The sequence below is a fragment of the Shewanella polaris genome, assembly GCF_006385555.1.
Lineage (GTDB): Bacteria > Pseudomonadota > Gammaproteobacteria > Enterobacterales > Shewanellaceae > Shewanella > Shewanella polaris.
Genome location: NZ_CP041036.1, coordinates 4,116,492 through 4,135,868, shown reverse-complemented (window position 1 = coordinate 4,135,868; position 19,377 = coordinate 4,116,492). Strand labels below are relative to the sequence as shown.

Genomic DNA, 19,377 nt, shown 5'->3' with positions numbered 1-19,377 from the left:
CATTTTTATAGATCAGGCTTTTTGGGTTGCAGTTTTAGCCCTAGTTTATTGGCGAGCGGCTCAATTGCGGTACCTTGGATGATGACCGAGAACAACACGATGAAAAATACCATGTGGATCATTTCACGGGATCCCTCTACACCAGCCGCTGCGGGAATAAGCGCAAATACAATTGGGGTTGCACCTTTTAATCCGATCATAGAAACAAACAAACGCTTGCGCCAATTGGCTTGTCTAAATGGCAAGTAGCACAGCTGCACAGCTAATGGGCGTGCGACGACAATAAGTAATATGGCAGGTAGCAGCGATGCTATAAATACAGGCAATAATTGCTGCGGGAATATCTGTAAACCTAAAATGATAAACATTAATGACTGAGCTAACCACGATAAGCCATTAAAGAAATGCTTACTGACTTCGGCGCCCTTCTTTAAATAGTTACCGATTATCACCCCTGCAATATAAACCGCAATAAGTTCGTTACCACCTAATATTTCGGTGCTTGATACTGTGATGGCAAAGCTGGCTAAAATAAAAACGGGGATAAGTCCAAATTCAGGCAGTTTAATGTGATTAAGTGCCCAAACGGCCATTTTACCCATTAATAATCCAATAATTGTACCTACACCAATTTGTTGTCCTAGAGTAGAAAGTACCGACAGAACCGTGGGTGTGGTATTGGCACTATTGATAATATAGTCGGTTAGCATGACTACCATTACTAATGCGATGGGATCGTTGGTAGCCGATTCGAATTCTAAAATAGTGCCAGTACCGTGTTTTAATTTGAGTTTTTTTGACTCTAAAATAGAGAATACTGCCGCCGCATCGGTAGATGACACTACCGCGGCAAACAACATGCAAGTAATGAGGTTAAAGTCGAGTAACGCATTCAAGATAAAACCAAAAATAATGGTAGTAAGGATAACGCCTGCAGTAGACAACATTCCGCCTTCTTTCCAGGCAAAACGAATGTGTGTCATTGGGGTGTTCAGACCACCAACAAATACTATGGTGTTTAACGCGAGGGTACCAATGAGTGAGGTAAGTTGAAGATCATCATATACAAAACCAAATTCACCATTGCCAAAAGCAAGGCCTACGGCCATGAAAATCAATAATGAAGGTAAACCCAATGTTTTAGACGGGTGATGGAGTAAAATGCCAATCGCAATAAGTATGGAGATCCCTAAAATAATGATATCTGGTGGCATATGGGCACTCCTTGTGTGATGAAGATTGTACTTAATGGCTATTTTAGCATTAAATTAGCCCAACTACGTTTTATAAGCATTTTTTAATTATTAATCTCTAAAAAGTTAAGAAATGAGATAAGTAAGCAGAAATCAAAATATTTGGCTTATTTGCTCTCTCGGTTAGTTATTGGGTCGGCATTGTTATTTGATACCGATAATGCTTAATACAACATTGGTGTTTGAAGTATAAGGTAAATTGTTGTTAGCTGTTGTTAGTAGTTGCCGTGATTTGGTTTGTGCACGGTATACCAAATACCAGTTAACTGCTCTGTGCTATTTGCTCTGTGTGAATCATCCTGTTTTGTTATATAAACAATGATAACGTTATTTTTTTGTCTATTTTGTTAAAATATTAAGCCTACCAAAACGCCTTCTAAGCCGCAGCCGCATTAAGTTTGCATATTTCTGCAATGTAAATGAAATGTGAGTGTCACATAAGCGCAGTCTTTTTGTCATTTTCGCAGGTTAGTTTGTCATCCAGCCAACTAACTCACACGCTTAAATCCGTCTTCGGAGATGACAATGGAACTGAAAAACATTTTTAAACTTACTGCGCTTTCTACTGCCCTTGCTGCAACATTAGGGCTTGCTGGTTGTGGTGGTGATATTAATATCAATGCGGGTAGCGATACTGTTACACCTACTACGCCAACCACTCCAACTACACCAACTCAGACAGATCAAGAAAAATCATACAGTGGCTTTGCAACTAAAAGCACTGCGATTACTGCTGTGGATGGAAAAGAAGTTTGGATCTTAGAGGGTACGTTAGCACCTTCTACTGAATCATCAACGATTACCACCGGTGGCCAAGATGGCGACAAAATTGTATTGGGTAATGACGTTGTATGGCAACTTGATGGCGCAGTAATAGCGGGTGGCGACAATGCCGATGCTGTTGAGTTATCTATTTTACCAGGCACCAAAATTTTAGGCGGCAGTGATTCATACTTAGTGGTTAGTCGTGGTTCAAAAATCATGGCTGAAGGTACTGAAGCTGCTCCAATCGTATTTACTTCTGTTGAAACCGCTCTAGGTGAAGAAGGTAAAGCTGGCCAGTGGGGTGGTTTAGTGTTGCTGGGGAATGCGCCAGTCAATACATGTCCTGATTTAACCAATTGTTCAGCGTCTTTTGAAGTGGGTAACCACAGCTACGGCGGAAACGATACTGAAGACAGTTCAGGTTCAATTAAGTATGTACGGGTTGAGTTTGGTGGTTTCAAAATCAATGACACCCAAGAAATGAACGGCATCAGTTTTGCCGGTGTGGGTGCGGGTACTGAAGTTGACCACGTACAAGTTCACATGAATAACGATGACGGTTTTGAATTCTGGGGTGGCAATGTTTCAGTATCAAACATCGTATTGACTGAAAACTTTGATGATTCGTTAGATTGGACAAACGGTTGGCAAGGTAGTGCACAGCACGTTTATATTCGTCTGGCTGATAATGCTTCTAACCGTGGTATTGAAGCCGACAGTAACAGTGATGCCAGCGCAGTGCCTATGTCAAAACCGACGTTAGCTAACGTTACTGTTCAAGTGGCTAACGGTACGAATAGTGGTGGTGACGATGCAGAAGGTATTTTATTCCGTAAAGGCACGGGCGTTAATGCTTATAACATCCTAGTTAAAGGTGATGTTGATTCTGGCGAATGTTTAGAAGTTAACGATGACAATACTGTTAACAACGCCAACACTGCTGAATTAACGATGCAAAACAGTTTAATTGATTGTGTTGAGCCATTTAAAAATGCCTCGGCTGATGCTGCTGAAGGCCGTACTTTAGCACTAGATGTAGAGGCTTGGTACAAGGGGCAAGACGGTAACTTAGTTGCGGCTGCTGATTTAACTGATTACATGCCTAACTCATCTTCAGTTGCATTAACAGGTGGTAAAGCAGATTTAGCTAACTTAGATGATCGCCTAGTTGATGCCGAATATATTGGCGCATTTGACGGTACTAACGATTGGACCACAGGTTGGACTACGGCTATTCACGATGACGTAGACCCAGTGGCGACAGAATTACCAGTATTGACGTCTTGCCCTGTAGGCACTACAGCTTCAGCGGCTACTGATGGTTTATACAAAGACTCATCTGTTACGCTAATTTGTATCCTTGAAGGTAATGTGTTGAGCAACACTACCTTGCTTGCTGGTCAAAACGTAATGTACAAAATTGATGGTGGCGCAGTGCTTGTCGGTGCTGACAAAACTACATCTGCAACATTAGCTATTCAAGCGGGTACTAAATTATTTGCTACATCTAACAGCTATATTGCCGTTAGCCGTGGTTCTAAAATTATGGCTCAAGGCAGCGCTGAACATCCAATCGTAATGACTTCTGAAGAAGACATTATTACTGGTGCAGAAGGTGAACGCGGTCAGTGGGGTGGATTGGTCATTCTGGGTAATGGTTTAACCAATACATGTCCTGATCATAATGCCTGTTCAGCGTCGTTTGAAGTCGGTGACTTCCCATATGGCGGTAATGACAACGCAGATAACAGCGGTCAAATCAGCTACGTAGTGATTAAGTATGCTGGCTTTAAAGTGAATGATACTCAAGAAATGAACGGTATCTCATTTGCTGCAGTAGGTAGCGGTACCCAAGTTGACCATATCCAAGTACATGCTAACGGCGATGATGGCGTTGAGTTCTGGGGTGGTGCAGTTAACTTGAAATATGTCTACCTAACTGAAAACTTTGATGACAGCTTAGATTGGACTAACGGTTGGACAGGTAAAGCACAGTTTGTGTACATCACCCATGAAGATGGCAATGCAAACCGTGGTATTGAAGGCGACAGCCATAAAGGTGCCACAGATACGCCAGTATCAGCACCTATGTTAGCTAACTTCACTATTTTACCTGGTACAGACACGGCTAACGGCAGTGGCGATAAAGGTGAAGGTATCTTGCTTCGTGTTGCTACAGCAGGTGAGTTATACAACGTGCTAGTTCAAGGCCGTAAAGGCACTACTGCTGAAACAGAGTCTGGCGAGTGTTTAGAGCTAGATGGGACTTATGAAGGCTTGGTTGATAACGTAAACAACAGCACCCTGACTATGTCTCACTCAATTATCGACTGTAACGAGCCATTTAAATACAGCTCAGATAATGCCGCTACAGCAGATGCTGTAAATGTAGAAACTTGGTTCTTAGGCCAAGATGGTAACTCTACAACAGCAGTGACTATTACTGACGGTATGCCAGCAGCAACGGATACAACGCTACTGGGTAATGGTAAAGACTTAAGCACAGAAGATAGCTTCTTCGAATCAACCAACTTTATTGGTGCATTCGATGGCCAGACTGACTGGCGTCAAGGTTGGGCTTACGAGCCAGAGTAATCACCTCGATAACGTAAATCTGTGACCTATTAATAGCCGCTCGAAAGGGCGGCTATCTCTGAACCGCATACAGGATAGTATAAGTATGAAAACCAAGCCGAGTTTTACCGTTAATAAGTTAAGCCTTGCCATTCTCTCTGTTATTTCTGCGGCGACATTATTAACAGCTACCCCCGTATACTCGCAAGAACCAGAACCTGCACGTGACCCAGGTGAAGTGATTCCAATTGAACCGATTGAAGTGATATCAGTCACAGGACGTTTACGTAGCTCAGCTTCAGAAGCTACCGAAGAGCGTCGTGAACAAATTGCTGTAGCCGATATTATGGGCTCAGAACAAATTTCAAGAACCGGTGACGGTGACGCAGCCGCAGCGCTTCGTCGTGTTACGGGTTTGACCTTAAAAGATGGCAAATTCATTTATGTTCGTGGTCTTGGTGAGCGTTATTCAAGTACCTCGCTTAATGGCGCGACAGTGCCATCACCGGATCCAACCCGTAATGTTGTACCACTAGATATGTTCCCTGCATCGATTATTGAATCGTTATCGGTGCAAAAGTCAGCGTCTGCCAATTCGCCAGCGGCCTTTGGTGGCGGACACGTTGATATTCGTACTAAATCTATACCTGCGGACTTCTTTTTTAAAGCGTCAGTGGGCGGTCGTTATAACACCAATGACTCAAATGACAGCTACACCTATAACGGTGGTGGCGATGATTGGACTGGCCAAGATGATGGCACTCGCAGTATACCGAGTAGTATTAACAACACCATCAACCAATATGGTGGTATCAGCCCAATCGACATGGTAAGTGGTTCAAATGGCGGTTTAGATTATTCCGCAGCACAACAAGTTAACCGTGAGTTGGCGTTAGATATGTATCGCGACATGACGATACATAGCCAAAGTACAGACCCTGCAATGCGCGGTGATATCGCCATTGGTGATCGTTGGGACATTACCGACGACATTATTTTTGGTGCGTTATCAGCTGTGTCATATAAAAAACAAGCTGAAAACTATACCAAACGTGAAGTTGAACTTGACGGCGACAGTAGCCAAGTACAAGTTGAAAACCAGAAAGACATCGTGGGTACAGACTCAATTGTACAAGTGTCTGGCATGCTTAACTTGGGTTTAGAGATTGGTTACAACCATAAAATTGAAACCTTTACCACCTACTTGCAAGACACCTCTGATGATGTCTCGATAGGACTTGAAGAAACCATTGATACATTGGGTGAGCCTAATGCATTGCAAGTTTATTCAATTGACTATGAAGAGCGCACTTTAATCAGTAATCAGATTAAAGGTCATCACTTTATTGAGTTGTTAAACGACGCTGAATTTAATTGGAAGTTTTCTGATGCACGTTCAGAACGTTATGCGCCTAATGAAGTGTCATATACTTATAACGTGATTTTAGATGATAACAACCAGTTATTATCACGTAATCTTAATACTCAAGATGCACCCAAGTATGTCTACAGTCGCTTAGAAGATGACAGCCAAAACTATGGTTGGGACTTTATGTACCCGATTAATTTAGACGGCGCAGTGGTTAAACTGACTACCGGCTATGAATACTTTGAGCGCACTCGTGAAAGTTATGCCACTCGTTTAGGTTTTGATGTCGATTTAAGCCCTACTGATACCAATGGCGCTATTTTATCCGGTGATTTTAATGATATTTTCTCTGATGAAAACATTAGCAATAACACCTTAGGGCTAGAGCTTAAAGACGCATCAACTGACACGGAAGACTACATCGCCGCAGAGAAAAACGATGCTGCGTTTGTGAGCATGGATATCGATTTCGACGATGTTTGGCGAGTCTATGCCGGTATTCGTTATGAAGACTTCCGTCGTGTGACATTACCGATTGACCCAGAAGGTGAAATATCTGATGAAGGCGGTCGTTATGATCTTACTGACTATGTGATCGCTGAAGATGGTTGGTTCCCATCGCTGTCATTAACCTGGAAACAAACCGATACCACTCAATGGCGTTTTGGGGCGAGTAAAACTATCGTTCGTCCAGATCTTCGTGAAGTATCACCGGTTCGCTTCCAAGATCCGGTTACTGGTTTTGACTTCTTCGGTAATCCAGAACTTGAAAGCTCAGACATTCTCAATCTTGATTTACGTTGGGAATACTACTCTGATACTGGCAACAACTTCAGCATGGGCGCATTCTATAAAGATGTAGATGCACCGATTGAACCGATTCAACGTATTTCAGAAGCGGGTCGTCAGCTTAAGTTTTATAACGCCGAGTCTGGTTATGTGTACGGTCTGGAAACCGAGTTTCTACAAGAGCTTGAGTTTTTAGGCGGCGAAGACAGCATTTGGCAAGACTTCTTTATAGCGGGTAACCTAACGGTTGGCGACTCAGAAATTGATATTGCTGCCAATGGTGAAATTGACCCGACTAATAACACTCGTCGTATGACTGGCCATTCACAATGGGTAGCCAACTTACAGTTAAGTTACGATTCGTCAGACAGTTATCACAGTGCCACATTGGTGTATAACGTGTTTGGTGAACGTATTGCTTATGGCGGACGAGGTGGTTTGGATGATGTATTTGAAAAACCGTTCCATAGCCTTGATTTTACCTATACTTTATTCCCGAGCACTAGCACCACAGTGAAGTTAAAAGCGAAGAATATTTTAGGTGAAACCACTGAGTATCAACAACAAGATATTGAAGTTTATGCCAAAGACCCAGGTACAGAGTTCACCTTGCAGTTTAGTTATGAGTATTAATACACTTAAACAACAAGGTTGAAAAACGTACCTTTTTAACGGTATGACTCATTATACCAATAGCTAAAAACTGATAAGGCCACTTTCTTCGCAACAAAGAAAGTGGTCTTTTGGTGTGTAACTTCAGTCATCCCATAGTTTGTGAGTCTTTTAGTTAAATCAATCTTTTTGAAAACATTGTTGTTAGAATACGCCTACTTTTTTGTAAACAGCAGTCCGAGTTAATAACCATTATGTTTAAACGTTCTTACCTGTTTTTATACTTAATATTGGCTATCTCAACCAGTGCATGTGCTATGCCGATAGGCATGACCCAAGCGGGTAGCATTACTGCTCCGTCTATTGACGAAGCCAGCGGATTAGCTGTGTCGCGTATTAATGATCAAATATTGTGGCTGCATAACGACAGTGGTGACACCGCAAGAATTTTTGCCATTGATACCCAAGGTAATCAACTGGCGATAGTTAACATTACAGGCGTTAAGAATAACGATTGGGAAGACATCGCCTCGTTTGTTTACCAAGGTGAATCGTACTTATTGATCGCCGATGTGGGTGATAACCAAGCGAAACGATCGAAGTATCAATTACACCTAATCAAAGAACCCGATTTAAGCCAACTGAATGGACCAAAAATACTGTCGGTTAAACCCAGTTGGAGCATGACATTTACTTATCCAGATGGCGCCCACGATTGTGAATCTGTAGCTGTTGATCTAGCTAAGCAAAAAATACTGTTACTGACTAAGCGCGATAAACTGCCAATATTATTTGAGCTGCCATTAATGGCTCCGTCAGGGCAAAACGCTTCAAATAATTCATCGGTTGAAATGGTTAACAAGCAAGCCAAAAGGGTGGGTGAAATCGCGCCATTACCCACGGCTATGCTCGATTACGCCAGTATTTATACTTGGATTGGTTTTGCCGGCAAGCCCACAGCAATGGATATATCAGCTGATGGTTTATCGGCTGTGGTATTAACTTACACCCACGCGTTCTATTTTACTCAACCACAGCCCAGCGATTGGTTAAGCTTGTTTGCTACACAGCCGCAACAGATAATGTTGCCAAGCATAAAGCAAGCCGAGGCTGTGGGTTTTAGCCAAGATGGTCACAGTATTTATATCACCTCTGAACGACTGCCAGCACCATTGTATAAAATGGATTTAACGCCTTATCGTAATCAGTAATAGAATCGCTTTATTTACACAAACCCAGTAAAGCTATCATTCTTGAGTGCTTTATCGGGGGGGCAGATCTTGCTTTTAAGATATAGCTGATTGCAGTAAAGCTAATGTAAAAGCACATTTAGGCTAAGAAGATTGGGATATTTACAGTACAGCTATTGAGTTTGATATTGCTGTTTTGCGTCTTCAATCAGTTTTTGCCACTGAGGATATTCAGCAAAGCTTTGTTGTAAGTCGCCCCAAGGTGTTAGTGCTTCTGCCATCGTCGGCGCGTTGTTTTGGCGAGTTTGGTATAAATAATAAAAGGCTGAGGCACGATAATTAGCCGCGCAATGCACAAGCACTGGTGCGTCGCCATTTTGCTCCATCAGGCTGTAAAATTGCGCTAGATTTTCTTGTGTAGGGTGCTGCCAGTCCACACTAATATTGTGATAATTCATACCGAGCTGAGTGACGATTTGCTGCTCATTTTGTAATGCATGCGGGTTGTCATTAGGAATAAGATTAATCACTGTTTTGATACCTGCTTGAGCGAGTTGTGCAAATTGCAGCTCTGTGGGTAAGCCTGCGGTAATGACTTGCTGGTTATTAAATTTAATCGCTTTTATGTCGCCAAGTTTACTGGTGTCGATATTAGCCGTACTCTGCGTACTGAACGCTCCCGCACTAAAAAAGACACAACACATTAATATGCTGGTGGACAGTAGGTTATAACGTTGCAGTATATTCATGTGATTCCTTGGCTTGATGTGATACGTGATAACGCGTGCTGAGTTTTTTACTCTGTTCAAGTTAACGGCGCCATTAATGATAGTCAAATGTGATGAAAATTTTGGATTGGCTGCTAACCAGTAAAGTTTATTCTGACTCCATTAATTTCAAACGAAAATGAACACAAAGCGCTTTGTTGCGTACCACTGGAAGCACGCCGTTCGTTTGCTAGAAACATAAAAATTACTCAATGTGTGTGGGTAAAATCGCTTCTATATATACCCCTACCGTCATCACATCCCCCTTTATGTTATCCATACTGTTTTTATATACAGTTATAATGAGTTTTGATTGAATAACAACAAAACGTAATTGAAAATCGAACTAAAGTAGTACGGTGAGAAAAATAGAATAATTCTAATTTATTGATATTGTTTAATTTAATTTTTTAGCATTTAAATTCGACACTTTTAACGCGCAAACGAAGTTTTATATTGGAGGTTCAGAGTCATTAAATTGCTTTACATCAATGAGATAGAGAATGTAGGATGATATAAATCAATAACTTAAACGGTCGGCTTTATTGTGCGAGCCGTTCAATAAGCTGTTAGGAGCAAAGGACGTGAGGCGTATCCATTATGAATCGTAAATTGATTCCAATAGTTATTCTTTTTATTTGGCTCTGCCAAGCGGGTTCGAGTAGTTTAAAGAACATCGAATATGCAGAGGTAATCTCTGGACTATCGCGCACCTCTGAGCTTGGCGAATGCAACATAGCTGTCGATATCACGAGATCTTGGCCGTTCTCTTGGACAGCACGTTCAGCGAGAATAAATGTAAAAAATCAGAATGTGGCTTTAACTTCTTTTACAAGTAAATTTAATGTGCCTGATAGAACATTCCTAAAATCACACAATACCAATTATCACTTTACTTGGAGCCGTCAATTAGAAGACCAGCTTGTTGCGTCTTTTGTCGATGTCGAGATGAAACCAAATGGTAGCGTCCATGCTGTTAATATTGGTAATTGCCCTAACTATTCAGATAATAACGAATTAATAGGGAACTTAGAGCATTGTAATTCACCTGTACAGATAATAAAGTGCACCTAACAAGCGCCTAAACTCCGACAATGTTTCGTTGTCATGGTTTTGGCAAACAACGCAAAAAGCCACGCCAACACATTGCGTGTTAGGCGGGCGTTATATGCCAAGGAGAGAGTGGTGCTCTCAAATAATATATTTTTTGTAATCTTATGTTTTATATTTATTACTATAAGCACTCTGTCTGGTTGCGTTAGCATTGATAATCGATTTCTAGATATAAATAAAAATCATTACTATCGAAATTGGCTAATAACAGTTAAAGAATCTTATGGTGAGGGAACATATTTTGTTTTTGAAGCTGTTGATTTCTCAGTGACAGGTGAAAGTACTCCAAGCTTGGAAAGGTTAAAAAAACTAATCCGTTTAAACAAAAATAAACCTTTAGGGTGTAAAAAGTACATGAAGATTATTGATGAATCAAGAAACCTTTATGAAGGTGGTGGAGAGTCAATTTATATACGGTGCGGAAATTAACATATAAGGTACTCGTTGTAATTTAAGTAATAAAAAACTTAAATTGGCAACTATGAAAAGGCATATAACGAATAAGGATAGGCCGCGCGAAGCCGCGTCCTATCCCAAGTGTTGAACAAGCCCGAACACGTGAGATGTGACTCTTTATTATGTAATTAACAGTTCGAGAAAACGCGCTGTTTGATGTGATTGTTAGCTAGCTACTTTTCAGTAGGCAGCAAGTTTCCTTAGCCTCTTTGCTAATTAGTTAACTCGCTATATTTCAGTATCTTAAATTAACCCTCCACGGTATTCAGTTAAGCCATTATCCTTATTATCATTTTCAACATTAGGTTCAGGGTATTAAGTTTGTCGGTCGTTTCACTATGCCCATAAAGTGCATTGGTTGCTGACAACAGGGGCAACGGCGTGTTGCTAATCTGCGCTTTATCTCGGGAATGATTGGAAATACAGCCCCAGCAACCGCCAGCATCAGTTGTATTTGTAGCCTGAGTTTTTTGGCATTGCCTCTGAGTAATCCATAGTCTCTCACTCGTCGTAACCCTTTCGGTAATACGTGTTGCAGTATTAACCAGAGAAATTCAGTAGCGGGTAAGGTTCGTACTTTTGTAGACTGAGTTTGACTGTCTTTATACTCAAAACTAACAAGCCCATCGACATCACTTTTGATGCTTTTATCTGGCAGTACGCCGCGATAAAGATAGCGTGATAGATATTGCAGTGCAGGCAAACCTTTACCCATATGCTGGCAATCAGCCACCCACTTTTTCGGCAGTGAGGTTGGCAGTTTGAGATTCAGTTTTGCCAACTGTTCCAGTAAACGTGCGCGCCACACTTTAGCCAAATTGAAAGCGTTGAACAGGTATTTGCCCTTATTCTTTTTCCAGTGTTGTTGGGTTTTGTTGAAACTGCCCGCTGGAATAATAAAGTGAATATGCGGATGTAAATCTCGCCGCCGGCTGTGAGTATGCAGCACGCCAGTGAAACCAATATCACCGGCAAGTTTTGGTGAGTTAAGTGCAAAGTCTTTGAGCACACTGGCAGCCACTGAAAACATGGCTGGATAGAGTGCTTCCGGTTGATATTTAGCCACCACACGCAGCTCATATGGCAAAGTAAATGTCACCATAAAGTAATCGACAGATAACAATTTAGCCTGTTGCTTAGCTAACCAATCCGCTGTGGTGTTGTACTGGCATTGGGGACAACTGCGATGACCACATGACAGCGGGAAATCTGCTGTATGAGTGCAACCCTGACAAACCCAGTGGCTAGCTCTTTGGGTGTGAACGCGACAGCTCAGCATGGCATTAATGGCATGGCGCATTGATGTTGTTATTTGGCCATCATAAGCTTGATTAAACGCATCAAGATGGTCACGTAAAATATCGATAAACTTCATATGTCACACTCCCACTTCAACACCAAATTATTAGTGAGCTGGTTAACCGACAAGGCCGTGTTTTTACGGGTAATATGAGTGAGACGTGTATACCTTGCTGTGGTGTTGAGGCTGTTGTGACCGAGCAAGTGTTGTACTGAGCGTAAATCTAATCCTTGCTCTAGCAAATGAGTCGCATAGCTGTGACGTAAATTATGTGGACTGATAGATTTGTGAATGTTGCACTCAGAAATCACTTTTTTCATGGCCTTTTGAATACCACCGCGGTCCATCAGCGAGTCTGGCTTGCCATCTTTACCGGGAAATACATGCCGAGGATGGCGATGGGTTTGCCAGTAATACCGAAGCGCTAACAATGTGCGTTGTGGTAAAGGTACTAGCCTATCCTTGCCGCCTTTGGCGTCACGAACATGCACCTGCATCAACGCTGAATCGATATCGCCAACCTGTAATGAAATTGCTTCACCGAGGCGCAACCCCATACTGTATAAGGTTAAAAAGCACACTTGATATCGCAGCTTATGGGTGAGGCTAATGACGATTGAGACTTCGGCAGGGGTTAGAATATCCGGTAGGCGTTTGACCTGCGGCGGCTTAACAATGTTGAGCCACTCCCAAGATTGATTAAGGACATACCGGTAGAAAAACTGTAATCCATTGCGGTCGAGTTTTACGGTACTCCAGGAGTGAGAGGCAATTAAATCAGCAAAATAACGCTTCAAATCATCGGTTGAAAGGTTATCAGGGCAACAGTCAAAATAAGCACTAATGCGCCTAACTGCGCGACTGTACGCATCGATGGTAGCAGGCCGCTTGCCTTGCAGAGTTAAATTGGTAAGATGTTGTTCATAAAGAAAATCAAAGCGTTGTTGTTCATGAGTGTCCATGGTGATACTCCTAGGTAATGCCAAGGTAGGCAGGGTCTAGTAAGTATTTATGATGGTGAGAAAGATGGGCTTTTATCTTTTCTGCCGCAGAGCGGCTTCGTTCAACAAGCTGTTTAAACAGGACAAAATTCAGTTGGCTGTTTTCGTCCCTCAACATTTTAGCCAACTAAATTTCGCCTCTTAACAGGGCGTTAGGATTACATAGAAAATGAAAATAAAGATATTGTTCACCGTATTCTTGATTATTTCCTCTCTCCCCATAGTGGCACAGGACAATATCTTAACTGCGGGAACTGATTTTCAAATATCAATACCATCCGACTGGGTAGAAATTCCAAGAGATGTACTTGACCAATATGAGAAATCTGTAAAAAATGCTACTGGTCAGGCTCAAACGTTCGAATACGGATATCAATCAACTAGTGCTGTAAATTGGTTCGAGCACCCTTATGCTTTAGTTCAGGTTAAACGAACTGGACGAGTCCCTGAAGGACAGCTAAAGCAATATAAAAAAATCGAAAATGGCTTTGAAAAAGGTATCAAGAAGGTCGAAGAGTCTGCTGGTGACTTATTAAGTAATGTGAGCATGGGAGAAACTTTATATGACCAAGATAAGCATATTCTATGGTCCGCGATGTCGATGGAAGTAGCTGATATTGGGAAAGTCAAAGGGCTGATCGCGATCAAACTTACTGAATATGGAATTGTTCAATTTATGGGCTATGGAAAAGAGGACGGGTTTTCTAAACTTAAACCAACATATAATAATATGATACATAGCATCACCGTTGATCCATCTGATGTCTATAAGCCCCGCATTACTGACAACGCACCAACTCTATTTGGTATTAATTTGGGGCAAACCTTAATTGCTTCGATTATTGGCGGCCTAATTGGTGGAGTTTTTGGATTGTTTAAATATTTAACGAGAAAAAAATCCTAACAAATAAGGATAGGCCGCGCGAAGCCGCGTCCTTATCCCAAGTGTTGAACAAGCCCGAACACGTGAGATGTGACTCTTTATTATGTAATTAAAAGTTCGAGAAAACGCGCTGTTTGATGTGATTGTTAGCTAGCTACTTTTCAGTAGGCAGCAAGTTTCCTTAGCCTCTTTGCTAATTAGTTAGTCTAATTAATATGGCCACCCAAGATTGTTAAAAAATGGGTGGCATAGTCAACAATTTGCGAGGCGACCGTCCGCCCCATTATCGGAACGACGGTGAAAAAGTAGGGTTAATCTACTTGCATCCAATCGACTTGAACACCAGCTTGCTCAAACATATCTTGGCTGACTTTAATCTTATCGCCCCAGCGCGAGAGGAAATCGTCGTTGGGTTGTGGGCTATGAACGGCACGTATAAAAAACATGGCCACCCAAGATAGTTGGCGAATATTTAAGCATTGGTCTAGTCTTTAATTATCTTTATTTACTTGTAGGTAATGAATGATGGCCAGACCAAGACAAACTATCGTTAGCTTAGAAGACACTCCTTATTATCACTGTTGTTCACGTGTGGTGCGTAAAGCCTTTTTGTGTGGTATCGATAACTCGACAGGCGAGAATTTTGAACATCGGCGTGAATGGGTTGATTCTCGTATACTTGAACTTGCTACCATTTTTGCTATTGATATTTGTGCTTATGCAGTGATGAGCAATCACTTACATGTCGTTGTTAAAGTCGATGCAGATAAAGCAAAACACTGGTCAGATAAAGATGTGCTGATACAGTGGCATAAAGGTTTTAAAGGTACCTTACTGACACATAAATTTGTAAAAGGTGAAGACCTGAATGAATTTGAGTTAGAGACGGTAAATGACTCTATCAACCAATACCGACAACGCTTAGTCGATATCAGTTGGTTTATGCGCTCCTTGAGTGAACCGATTGCCAGACAGGCCAATAAAGAAGATAAATGCACCGGAAGATTCTGGGAAGGCAGGTTTAAATCTCAAGCTTTGCTTGATGAAGCCGCAGTGTTAGCTTGTATGGCCTATGTCGATTTAAATCCTATTCGTGCCAGGATGGCTACCACCCCTGAAAACTCAGGCTACACCAGTATTCAACGACGTATAAATTCAGCGATTAAAGGTGAGCAACCTGCAGAGTTATTACCTTTTGTTGGGAATGAGCGTTTAAACATGCCTAACGGGCTAATGTTCAGTGTGAAAGATTACATAGTACTAGTCGAAGATACCGGTCGGATTATTCGAGAAGATAAGCGAGGCGCTATTAGCTCAAGCAGCCAAGACATACTGAATAGATTAAATATTCCTGCTGAAAACTGGTTGAAAATCACCACAGAGTTTGGTGCATTATTCAAAGGTGCGGTAGGGGCTTTACCTGCATTAACACAATATTGTGAACATCTAGAGCGAAAGCGGCGACAAGGCGCATCAAACTGCCAGCGTTGGCTGTGTGCGTAAGCATTAATTCCTCAAAACCATAATTCAACTTATCCTTGATTGCTATCAAGATTTTCTGCTGTGCTTAATTCCGCGAATGTCGGATAAATAACTCATTTAGCGTTAATGTTTTAGCCATATCGATTGAAATTGATCTGTTGAGTAAATCAAGCAGAGCTCTCGCCAAAGAAATGAAAACGAGCTATGTTACTTGTTCAAAAAATGGGTGGCATGATTAATTGCATAAAGCAGCAAGGAAGCGTTATGAAACACCAAGAAAACTTTTTTAACTGGCTTTGGTTAAGCATCTTTTCAATTGCAACAGCAGCGGGTATTTTTCAGTTAGGTCACTTAATAGGTGTTGTTGCCTATTCAAACGATTTTAGCTTCAATTCAGTTAATATTTTGCAAGTGGGACTAATTTGTTCAGGTATTTGCGGAGTATCTGGGTTAGTTAGAACCATCAAAAAATTGAAAGTTTCATATCAGTATAACGAACGAGTATTTTAACAAAGTGATTATCAACTCCTCAAATGGGACCAAGTAGGGACCAAGTATCGAGGATTAATGTGTTATTTCAAGACAGAGTAAAACTGTATGGCCGTTTAATGAGTGACAAAGGTATTTCCCATAATGCCTATGCACCGCTGTTTTATAGGTATTTATGGAAGTGTGGTATAAAAATAAAACCACCTCATGTCACCAAATTTAGTCATAACGTTATATTACAGACAATATTGTTTTTCACTGTATTCGCAGTTTTTTTATCTGGGGTGTTAGTTTTTGCAAATAGTCTTGGGTTAAATGAACCGGCTAGTTCACAAATCATCATGCTTTATTTTACATCGTTTCTAGTTTCAGTTGCTTATGGGGTGATGGTTTCGCTCTATATTCTGCAAATACGGAAATAAATAGTATCCCAAATTGGTCAGAACTAAATTGACAACCTTGCTATCAGATCTTGTTTCTAGAATAGGTGTGGGCGAAACGCCACGACGTTAATTTAGTCAGAGAACTCTGACTATTCTGACTTAATCTACTTGCATCCAATCGACTTGAACGCCTGCTTGCTCAAACATATCTTGGCTGACTTTAATCTTATCTCCCCAGCGCGATAAAAAATCTTCGTTGGGTTGCGGGCTGTGCACAGTGCGCAATCCAGTTTGGATAATCTTGGCGGCGCAGTTTGGGCAAGGAAAGTGGGTTACCCAAATCTCACAGCTACTGAGATCTCGTTTGGCATGCAATATGGCGTTTTCTTCTGCATGGAGCGTTTTTAGCAGCTTCATTTCACGGTTATCGGTTTCCGCACTATCAGATATTCCGTGAGGATAACCATTAAAGCCTAAAGAGACGATGCGGTTGTTTTCGGTGATCACCGCACCAACTCGGGTGGAGGGATCTTTACTCCAAGATGCTACGAGCTCGGCCATCTGTAAAAAGCGTTTCGCCCATTTTGTCATCATCTTATTGCCGTTCCTATGCTTTATGTAACATGTTAACTATCACTTCTACTAGGCGCTATTCTCTATGCAGAACAGTGATAAATCAACCTTCAATATTCTAATCTTAAACTCACTTACCCTTTGTTATATAAGTAGGGTCGTAGTGCGCCTGTATAGCAGAATTTGACTGCCCATTTTTTAGGTTGCGTTTACTTATTCCAATGAGATAGCCCAGGTTATTCGTTATTACCTACTCTTCATTACTAAGAATAAAGTTGCTAATCGCTTTTGAAATTAGGTCTTTTTTCATTGAAGTGCGGGTAACGGGTTCGTTGAACCAGAAACTCATGGGCTGATCGAAGCCGATACCGTGCATGTAGTTGTAGATTGCTTTACGCAAGCCTTCTCCAAGCATTTCATGATTTGTTCCGGTTGGGTCGGTGAAGTCGACATCGTTTTCAGCAAATAAAATCTCAGGGCGTTCAGCAAGGGTGATACCAAATTGCTCTGGGTTTATGCCAATCGGGCTGTGAATTGTGGCGACAAAACGGTGCCAGTAGGCTGACTGGAAACAACCTTGCTCCATCATCTGCCGCACCATTTCTAGCGAGTCGATGGTTTCTTGCTCGGTTTGTGTTGGGAAGCCATACATCAAATAGGCGTGAACCATAATACCGGCATCACTAAAGGCTTTGGTAACATGGGCGACTCGCTCAACACTCACGCCTTTTTTCATCAGTTTTAATAGACGATCAGATGCCACTTCAAGGCCGCCGCTAACCGCGATACAACCAGAGTCTGCAAGTAATTGGCAGCGCGCCGGGCTAAAGGTACGTTCAAAACGAATATTGCCCCACCAGCTGATCACTACGCCGCGTTCAATGAGGCGTTTTGCAAACGCAAATAAGGTTTTTGGCGGTAAGGCTTCATCGACAAAATGGAAGCCAGTTTGTCCGGTTTCTTCAACCAGCTCTACAATGCGGTCAACCAAGGCATCGGCGCCAGCGGTATCGTAGCGGTCGATATAGTCCAAGCTCACGTCGCAGAAGCTGCATTTACGCCAGTAACAGCCATGGGCTATGGTCAGTTTGTTCCAGCGTCCGTCACTCCAAATGCGATGCATCGGGTTAAGCATTTCACATAAAGACAGATAATCGTTCAGTGGCAGGCCATCGTAAATGGGTGCGCCAACTTCACTTTGTGGAATATCGTGTAGCTCGGTATTTTGATTGAGGTGAACATAAGGTTGGCCATTTTCATCTTCTGCGAGGAAATAGGTTCGCACTAAATCGTCAATCTCACGCTTGCCTTCAAAGTATTCCAGCAGAGTGATGAGTGGGCGTTCGCCGTCGTCCAGGCAGATAAAATCTATAAACTCAAATACGCGAGGATCTTTTAATGCGCGTAGCTCGGTATTAACAAACCCGCCGCCGATGACGATAGGAATGTCTGGATTAATGGCTTTACAGGTTTGCGCAATACGTAAAGCGCCCAACATATTACCGGGAAACGGCACAGTTAATGCGACGACGCTAGGTTGCGTGTCTTCCAGATACATTTCGACCAACTGCTCCAAAATTTCAGAGCTGAAACTCGGTTCACCCATTAGGGTGTCGTAAAGGTTGTCAAAGCTTGGATTAGCCGCCGCTAGCTTCTCGCCATAACGGCTGACTTCAAAATAGGGATCAACACCTTGAGTAATAACGTTCGACAGATCATTAATAAACAGGGTGGCCAGATATTTGGCTTTATCTTGTACGCCTAAGTTGCCAAAGGCCGCTTGCAATACGTCACCAGACACAGCTTCCATCTCAGCAATAGCATCAAACGCTGGGCCTTCGGGTAAAAAACGGCGGGTGTTAATGCGCATTGCAAGGCTGGGGTCTTTGCCCTGTAAAAAGCGAATGGCAGGTTCTACAGTGAGGTGATAACGCTCAAATTCAGCCAGAAAATTAAAGATAACATCTGGTAGTTCGTCGTCTTCAAAGTGTTCGAAGTTTTCTTCTACGTGCTGACGAATAATGTCCAGCGCAGGTGCTGTCATCATCTCAAGGAAAAGCTCAATCGCAGGATCTCGCTGAACCGCCTCATAGCCGCGTGAGCGTAAAAAACCGGTTAAATACGCTGTTGCTGGATACGGTGTATTCAGCTGGGTCATCGGTGGAGTCATTAGAAGAACGGTCATAGCCTGCCTTGATCGTAAAAGCGGATAAAAATGAGGTCGTATTCTAACAGTAAAAACGCTTCAAATCCCTTTAATTCCGGCTTTCATCAGGCTTACTGCTTGGCATCATGTCTTTCGGTGTGTGATGACTATTGCAGGGAGAATGTATTTTTTGAGCAATATAAGAGGCTAATTGCTTAACAATGAGCAATGT

15 protein-coding genes and 1 pseudogene are annotated in these 19,377 nt (G+C 42.0%); 9 read left to right on the top strand and 7 right to left on the bottom strand.

The annotated features are described in order from the left end of the window. Window positions 1-5 precede the first annotated feature (5 nt). Window positions 6-1,214, bottom strand: coding sequence for a potassium/proton antiporter (locus tag FH971_RS18040; RefSeq protein ID WP_137225049.1), 1,209 nt, complete (start codon window positions 1,212-1,214; stop codon window positions 6-8). Window positions 1,215-1,778: 564 nt separating this feature from the next. Here FH971_RS18040 and FH971_RS18035 point away from each other — a divergent pair. The 3 genes from FH971_RS18035 to FH971_RS18025 all read left to right on the top strand — a co-directional run bounded on the left by FH971_RS18035 (window position 1,779) and on the right by FH971_RS18025 (window position 8,573). Next, window positions 1,779-4,613, top strand: a complete 2,835-nt coding sequence (locus FH971_RS18035; protein WP_140235212.1) for a hypothetical protein — start codon at window positions 1,779-1,781, stop codon at window positions 4,611-4,613. A gap of 85 nt (window positions 4,614-4,698) precedes the next feature. After that, window positions 4,699-7,383 (top strand): TonB-dependent receptor domain-containing protein, encoded by a 2,685-nt coding sequence (locus tag FH971_RS18030; protein WP_140235211.1) that lies wholly within the window; start codon window positions 4,699-4,701, stop codon window positions 7,381-7,383. 233 nt (window positions 7,384-7,616) lie between these two features. After that, complete coding sequence (locus FH971_RS18025) at window positions 7,617-8,573, top strand: hypothetical protein (RefSeq protein WP_140235210.1); 957 nt, start codon at window positions 7,617-7,619, stop codon at window positions 8,571-8,573. 152 nt (window positions 8,574-8,725) lie between these two features. Here FH971_RS18025 and FH971_RS18020 read toward each other — a convergent pair whose 3' ends face one another. Further along, on the bottom strand, window positions 8,726-9,301 hold the full coding sequence (locus FH971_RS18020) for a protein tyrosine phosphatase family protein (protein ID WP_140235209.1): 576 nt from the start codon (window positions 9,299-9,301) through the stop codon (window positions 8,726-8,728). Window positions 9,302-9,919: 618 nt separating this feature from the next. Here FH971_RS18020 and FH971_RS18015 point away from each other — a divergent pair. After that, window positions 9,920-10,393 carry a hypothetical protein gene (locus FH971_RS18015; RefSeq protein WP_140235208.1) on the top strand — a complete coding sequence of 158 codons (474 nt, stop codon included), beginning with the start codon at window positions 9,920-9,922 and terminating at the stop codon, window positions 10,391-10,393. Between the two features lie 111 nt (window positions 10,394-10,504). Next, window positions 10,505-10,861: a hypothetical protein gene (locus FH971_RS18010; protein WP_140235207.1), complete on the top strand. Its 357-nt coding sequence runs from the start codon at window positions 10,505-10,507 to the stop codon at window positions 10,859-10,861. Between the two features lie 334 nt (window positions 10,862-11,195). Here the strand turns inward: FH971_RS18010 and FH971_RS18005 are convergent, their stop codons facing one another. Next, a complete protein-coding gene (locus FH971_RS18005) occupies window positions 11,196-12,263 on the bottom strand; it encodes an IS91 family transposase (RefSeq protein ID WP_140234435.1) in 1,068 nt (355 codons plus the stop codon). Further along, window positions 12,260-13,150: a tyrosine-type recombinase/integrase gene (locus FH971_RS18000; RefSeq protein ID WP_140234434.1), complete on the bottom strand. Its 891-nt coding sequence runs from the start codon at window positions 13,148-13,150 to the stop codon at window positions 12,260-12,262. The genes FH971_RS18005 and FH971_RS18000 overlap by 4 nt, the downstream gene beginning before the upstream one ends. Window positions 13,151-13,358: 208 nt before the next feature. On the opposite strand from FH971_RS18000, the gene FH971_RS17995 reads away from it, so the two are divergent. After that, the gene (locus FH971_RS17995; protein WP_140235206.1) at window positions 13,359-14,093 is read left to right on the top strand and encodes a hypothetical protein; all 735 of its coding nucleotides are present in this window, start codon (window positions 13,359-13,361) and stop codon (window positions 14,091-14,093) included. A 290-nt stretch (window positions 14,094-14,383) separates the two neighbouring features. On the opposite strand, the pseudogene FH971_RS17990 reads toward FH971_RS17995, so the two are convergent. Further along, a pseudogene (locus tag FH971_RS17990) lies at window positions 14,384-14,509 on the bottom strand (dCMP deaminase family protein); the annotation flags it as partial. An 88-nt stretch (window positions 14,510-14,597) separates the two neighbouring features. Between FH971_RS17990 and FH971_RS17985 the strand changes: the two are divergent. The 3 genes from FH971_RS17985 (at window position 14,598) to FH971_RS20720 (ending at window position 16,465) form a co-directional block, all read left to right on the top strand. After that, a complete protein-coding gene (locus tag FH971_RS17985) occupies window positions 14,598-15,575 on the top strand; it encodes a transposase (protein ID WP_167496123.1) in 978 nt (325 codons plus the stop codon). A 243-nt stretch (window positions 15,576-15,818) separates the two neighbouring features. After that, window positions 15,819-16,064 carry a hypothetical protein gene (locus tag FH971_RS17980; RefSeq protein WP_140235204.1) on the top strand — a complete coding sequence of 82 codons (246 nt, stop codon included), beginning with the start codon at window positions 15,819-15,821 and terminating at the stop codon, window positions 16,062-16,064. Window positions 16,065-16,087: 23 nt separating this feature from the next. After that, entirely contained in the window at window positions 16,088-16,465 is a 378-nt protein-coding gene (locus FH971_RS20720; protein ID WP_420853444.1) for a DUF6404 family protein, read from the top strand. Window positions 16,466-16,585: 120 nt separating this feature from the next. On the opposite strand, the gene FH971_RS17975 is transcribed toward FH971_RS20720, so the two are convergent. Both FH971_RS17975 and FH971_RS17970 read right to left on the bottom strand, forming a co-directional pair. Then, complete coding sequence (locus FH971_RS17975) at window positions 16,586-17,020, bottom strand: dCMP deaminase family protein (protein WP_137225069.1); 435 nt, start codon at window positions 17,018-17,020, stop codon at window positions 16,586-16,588. Between the two features lie 229 nt (window positions 17,021-17,249). Further along, the gene (locus FH971_RS17970; protein ID WP_140235203.1) at window positions 17,250-19,184 is read right to left on the bottom strand and encodes a B12-binding domain-containing radical SAM protein; all 1,935 of its coding nucleotides are present in this window, start codon (window positions 19,182-19,184) and stop codon (window positions 17,250-17,252) included. Between the last annotated feature and the right edge of the window lie 193 nt (window positions 19,185-19,377).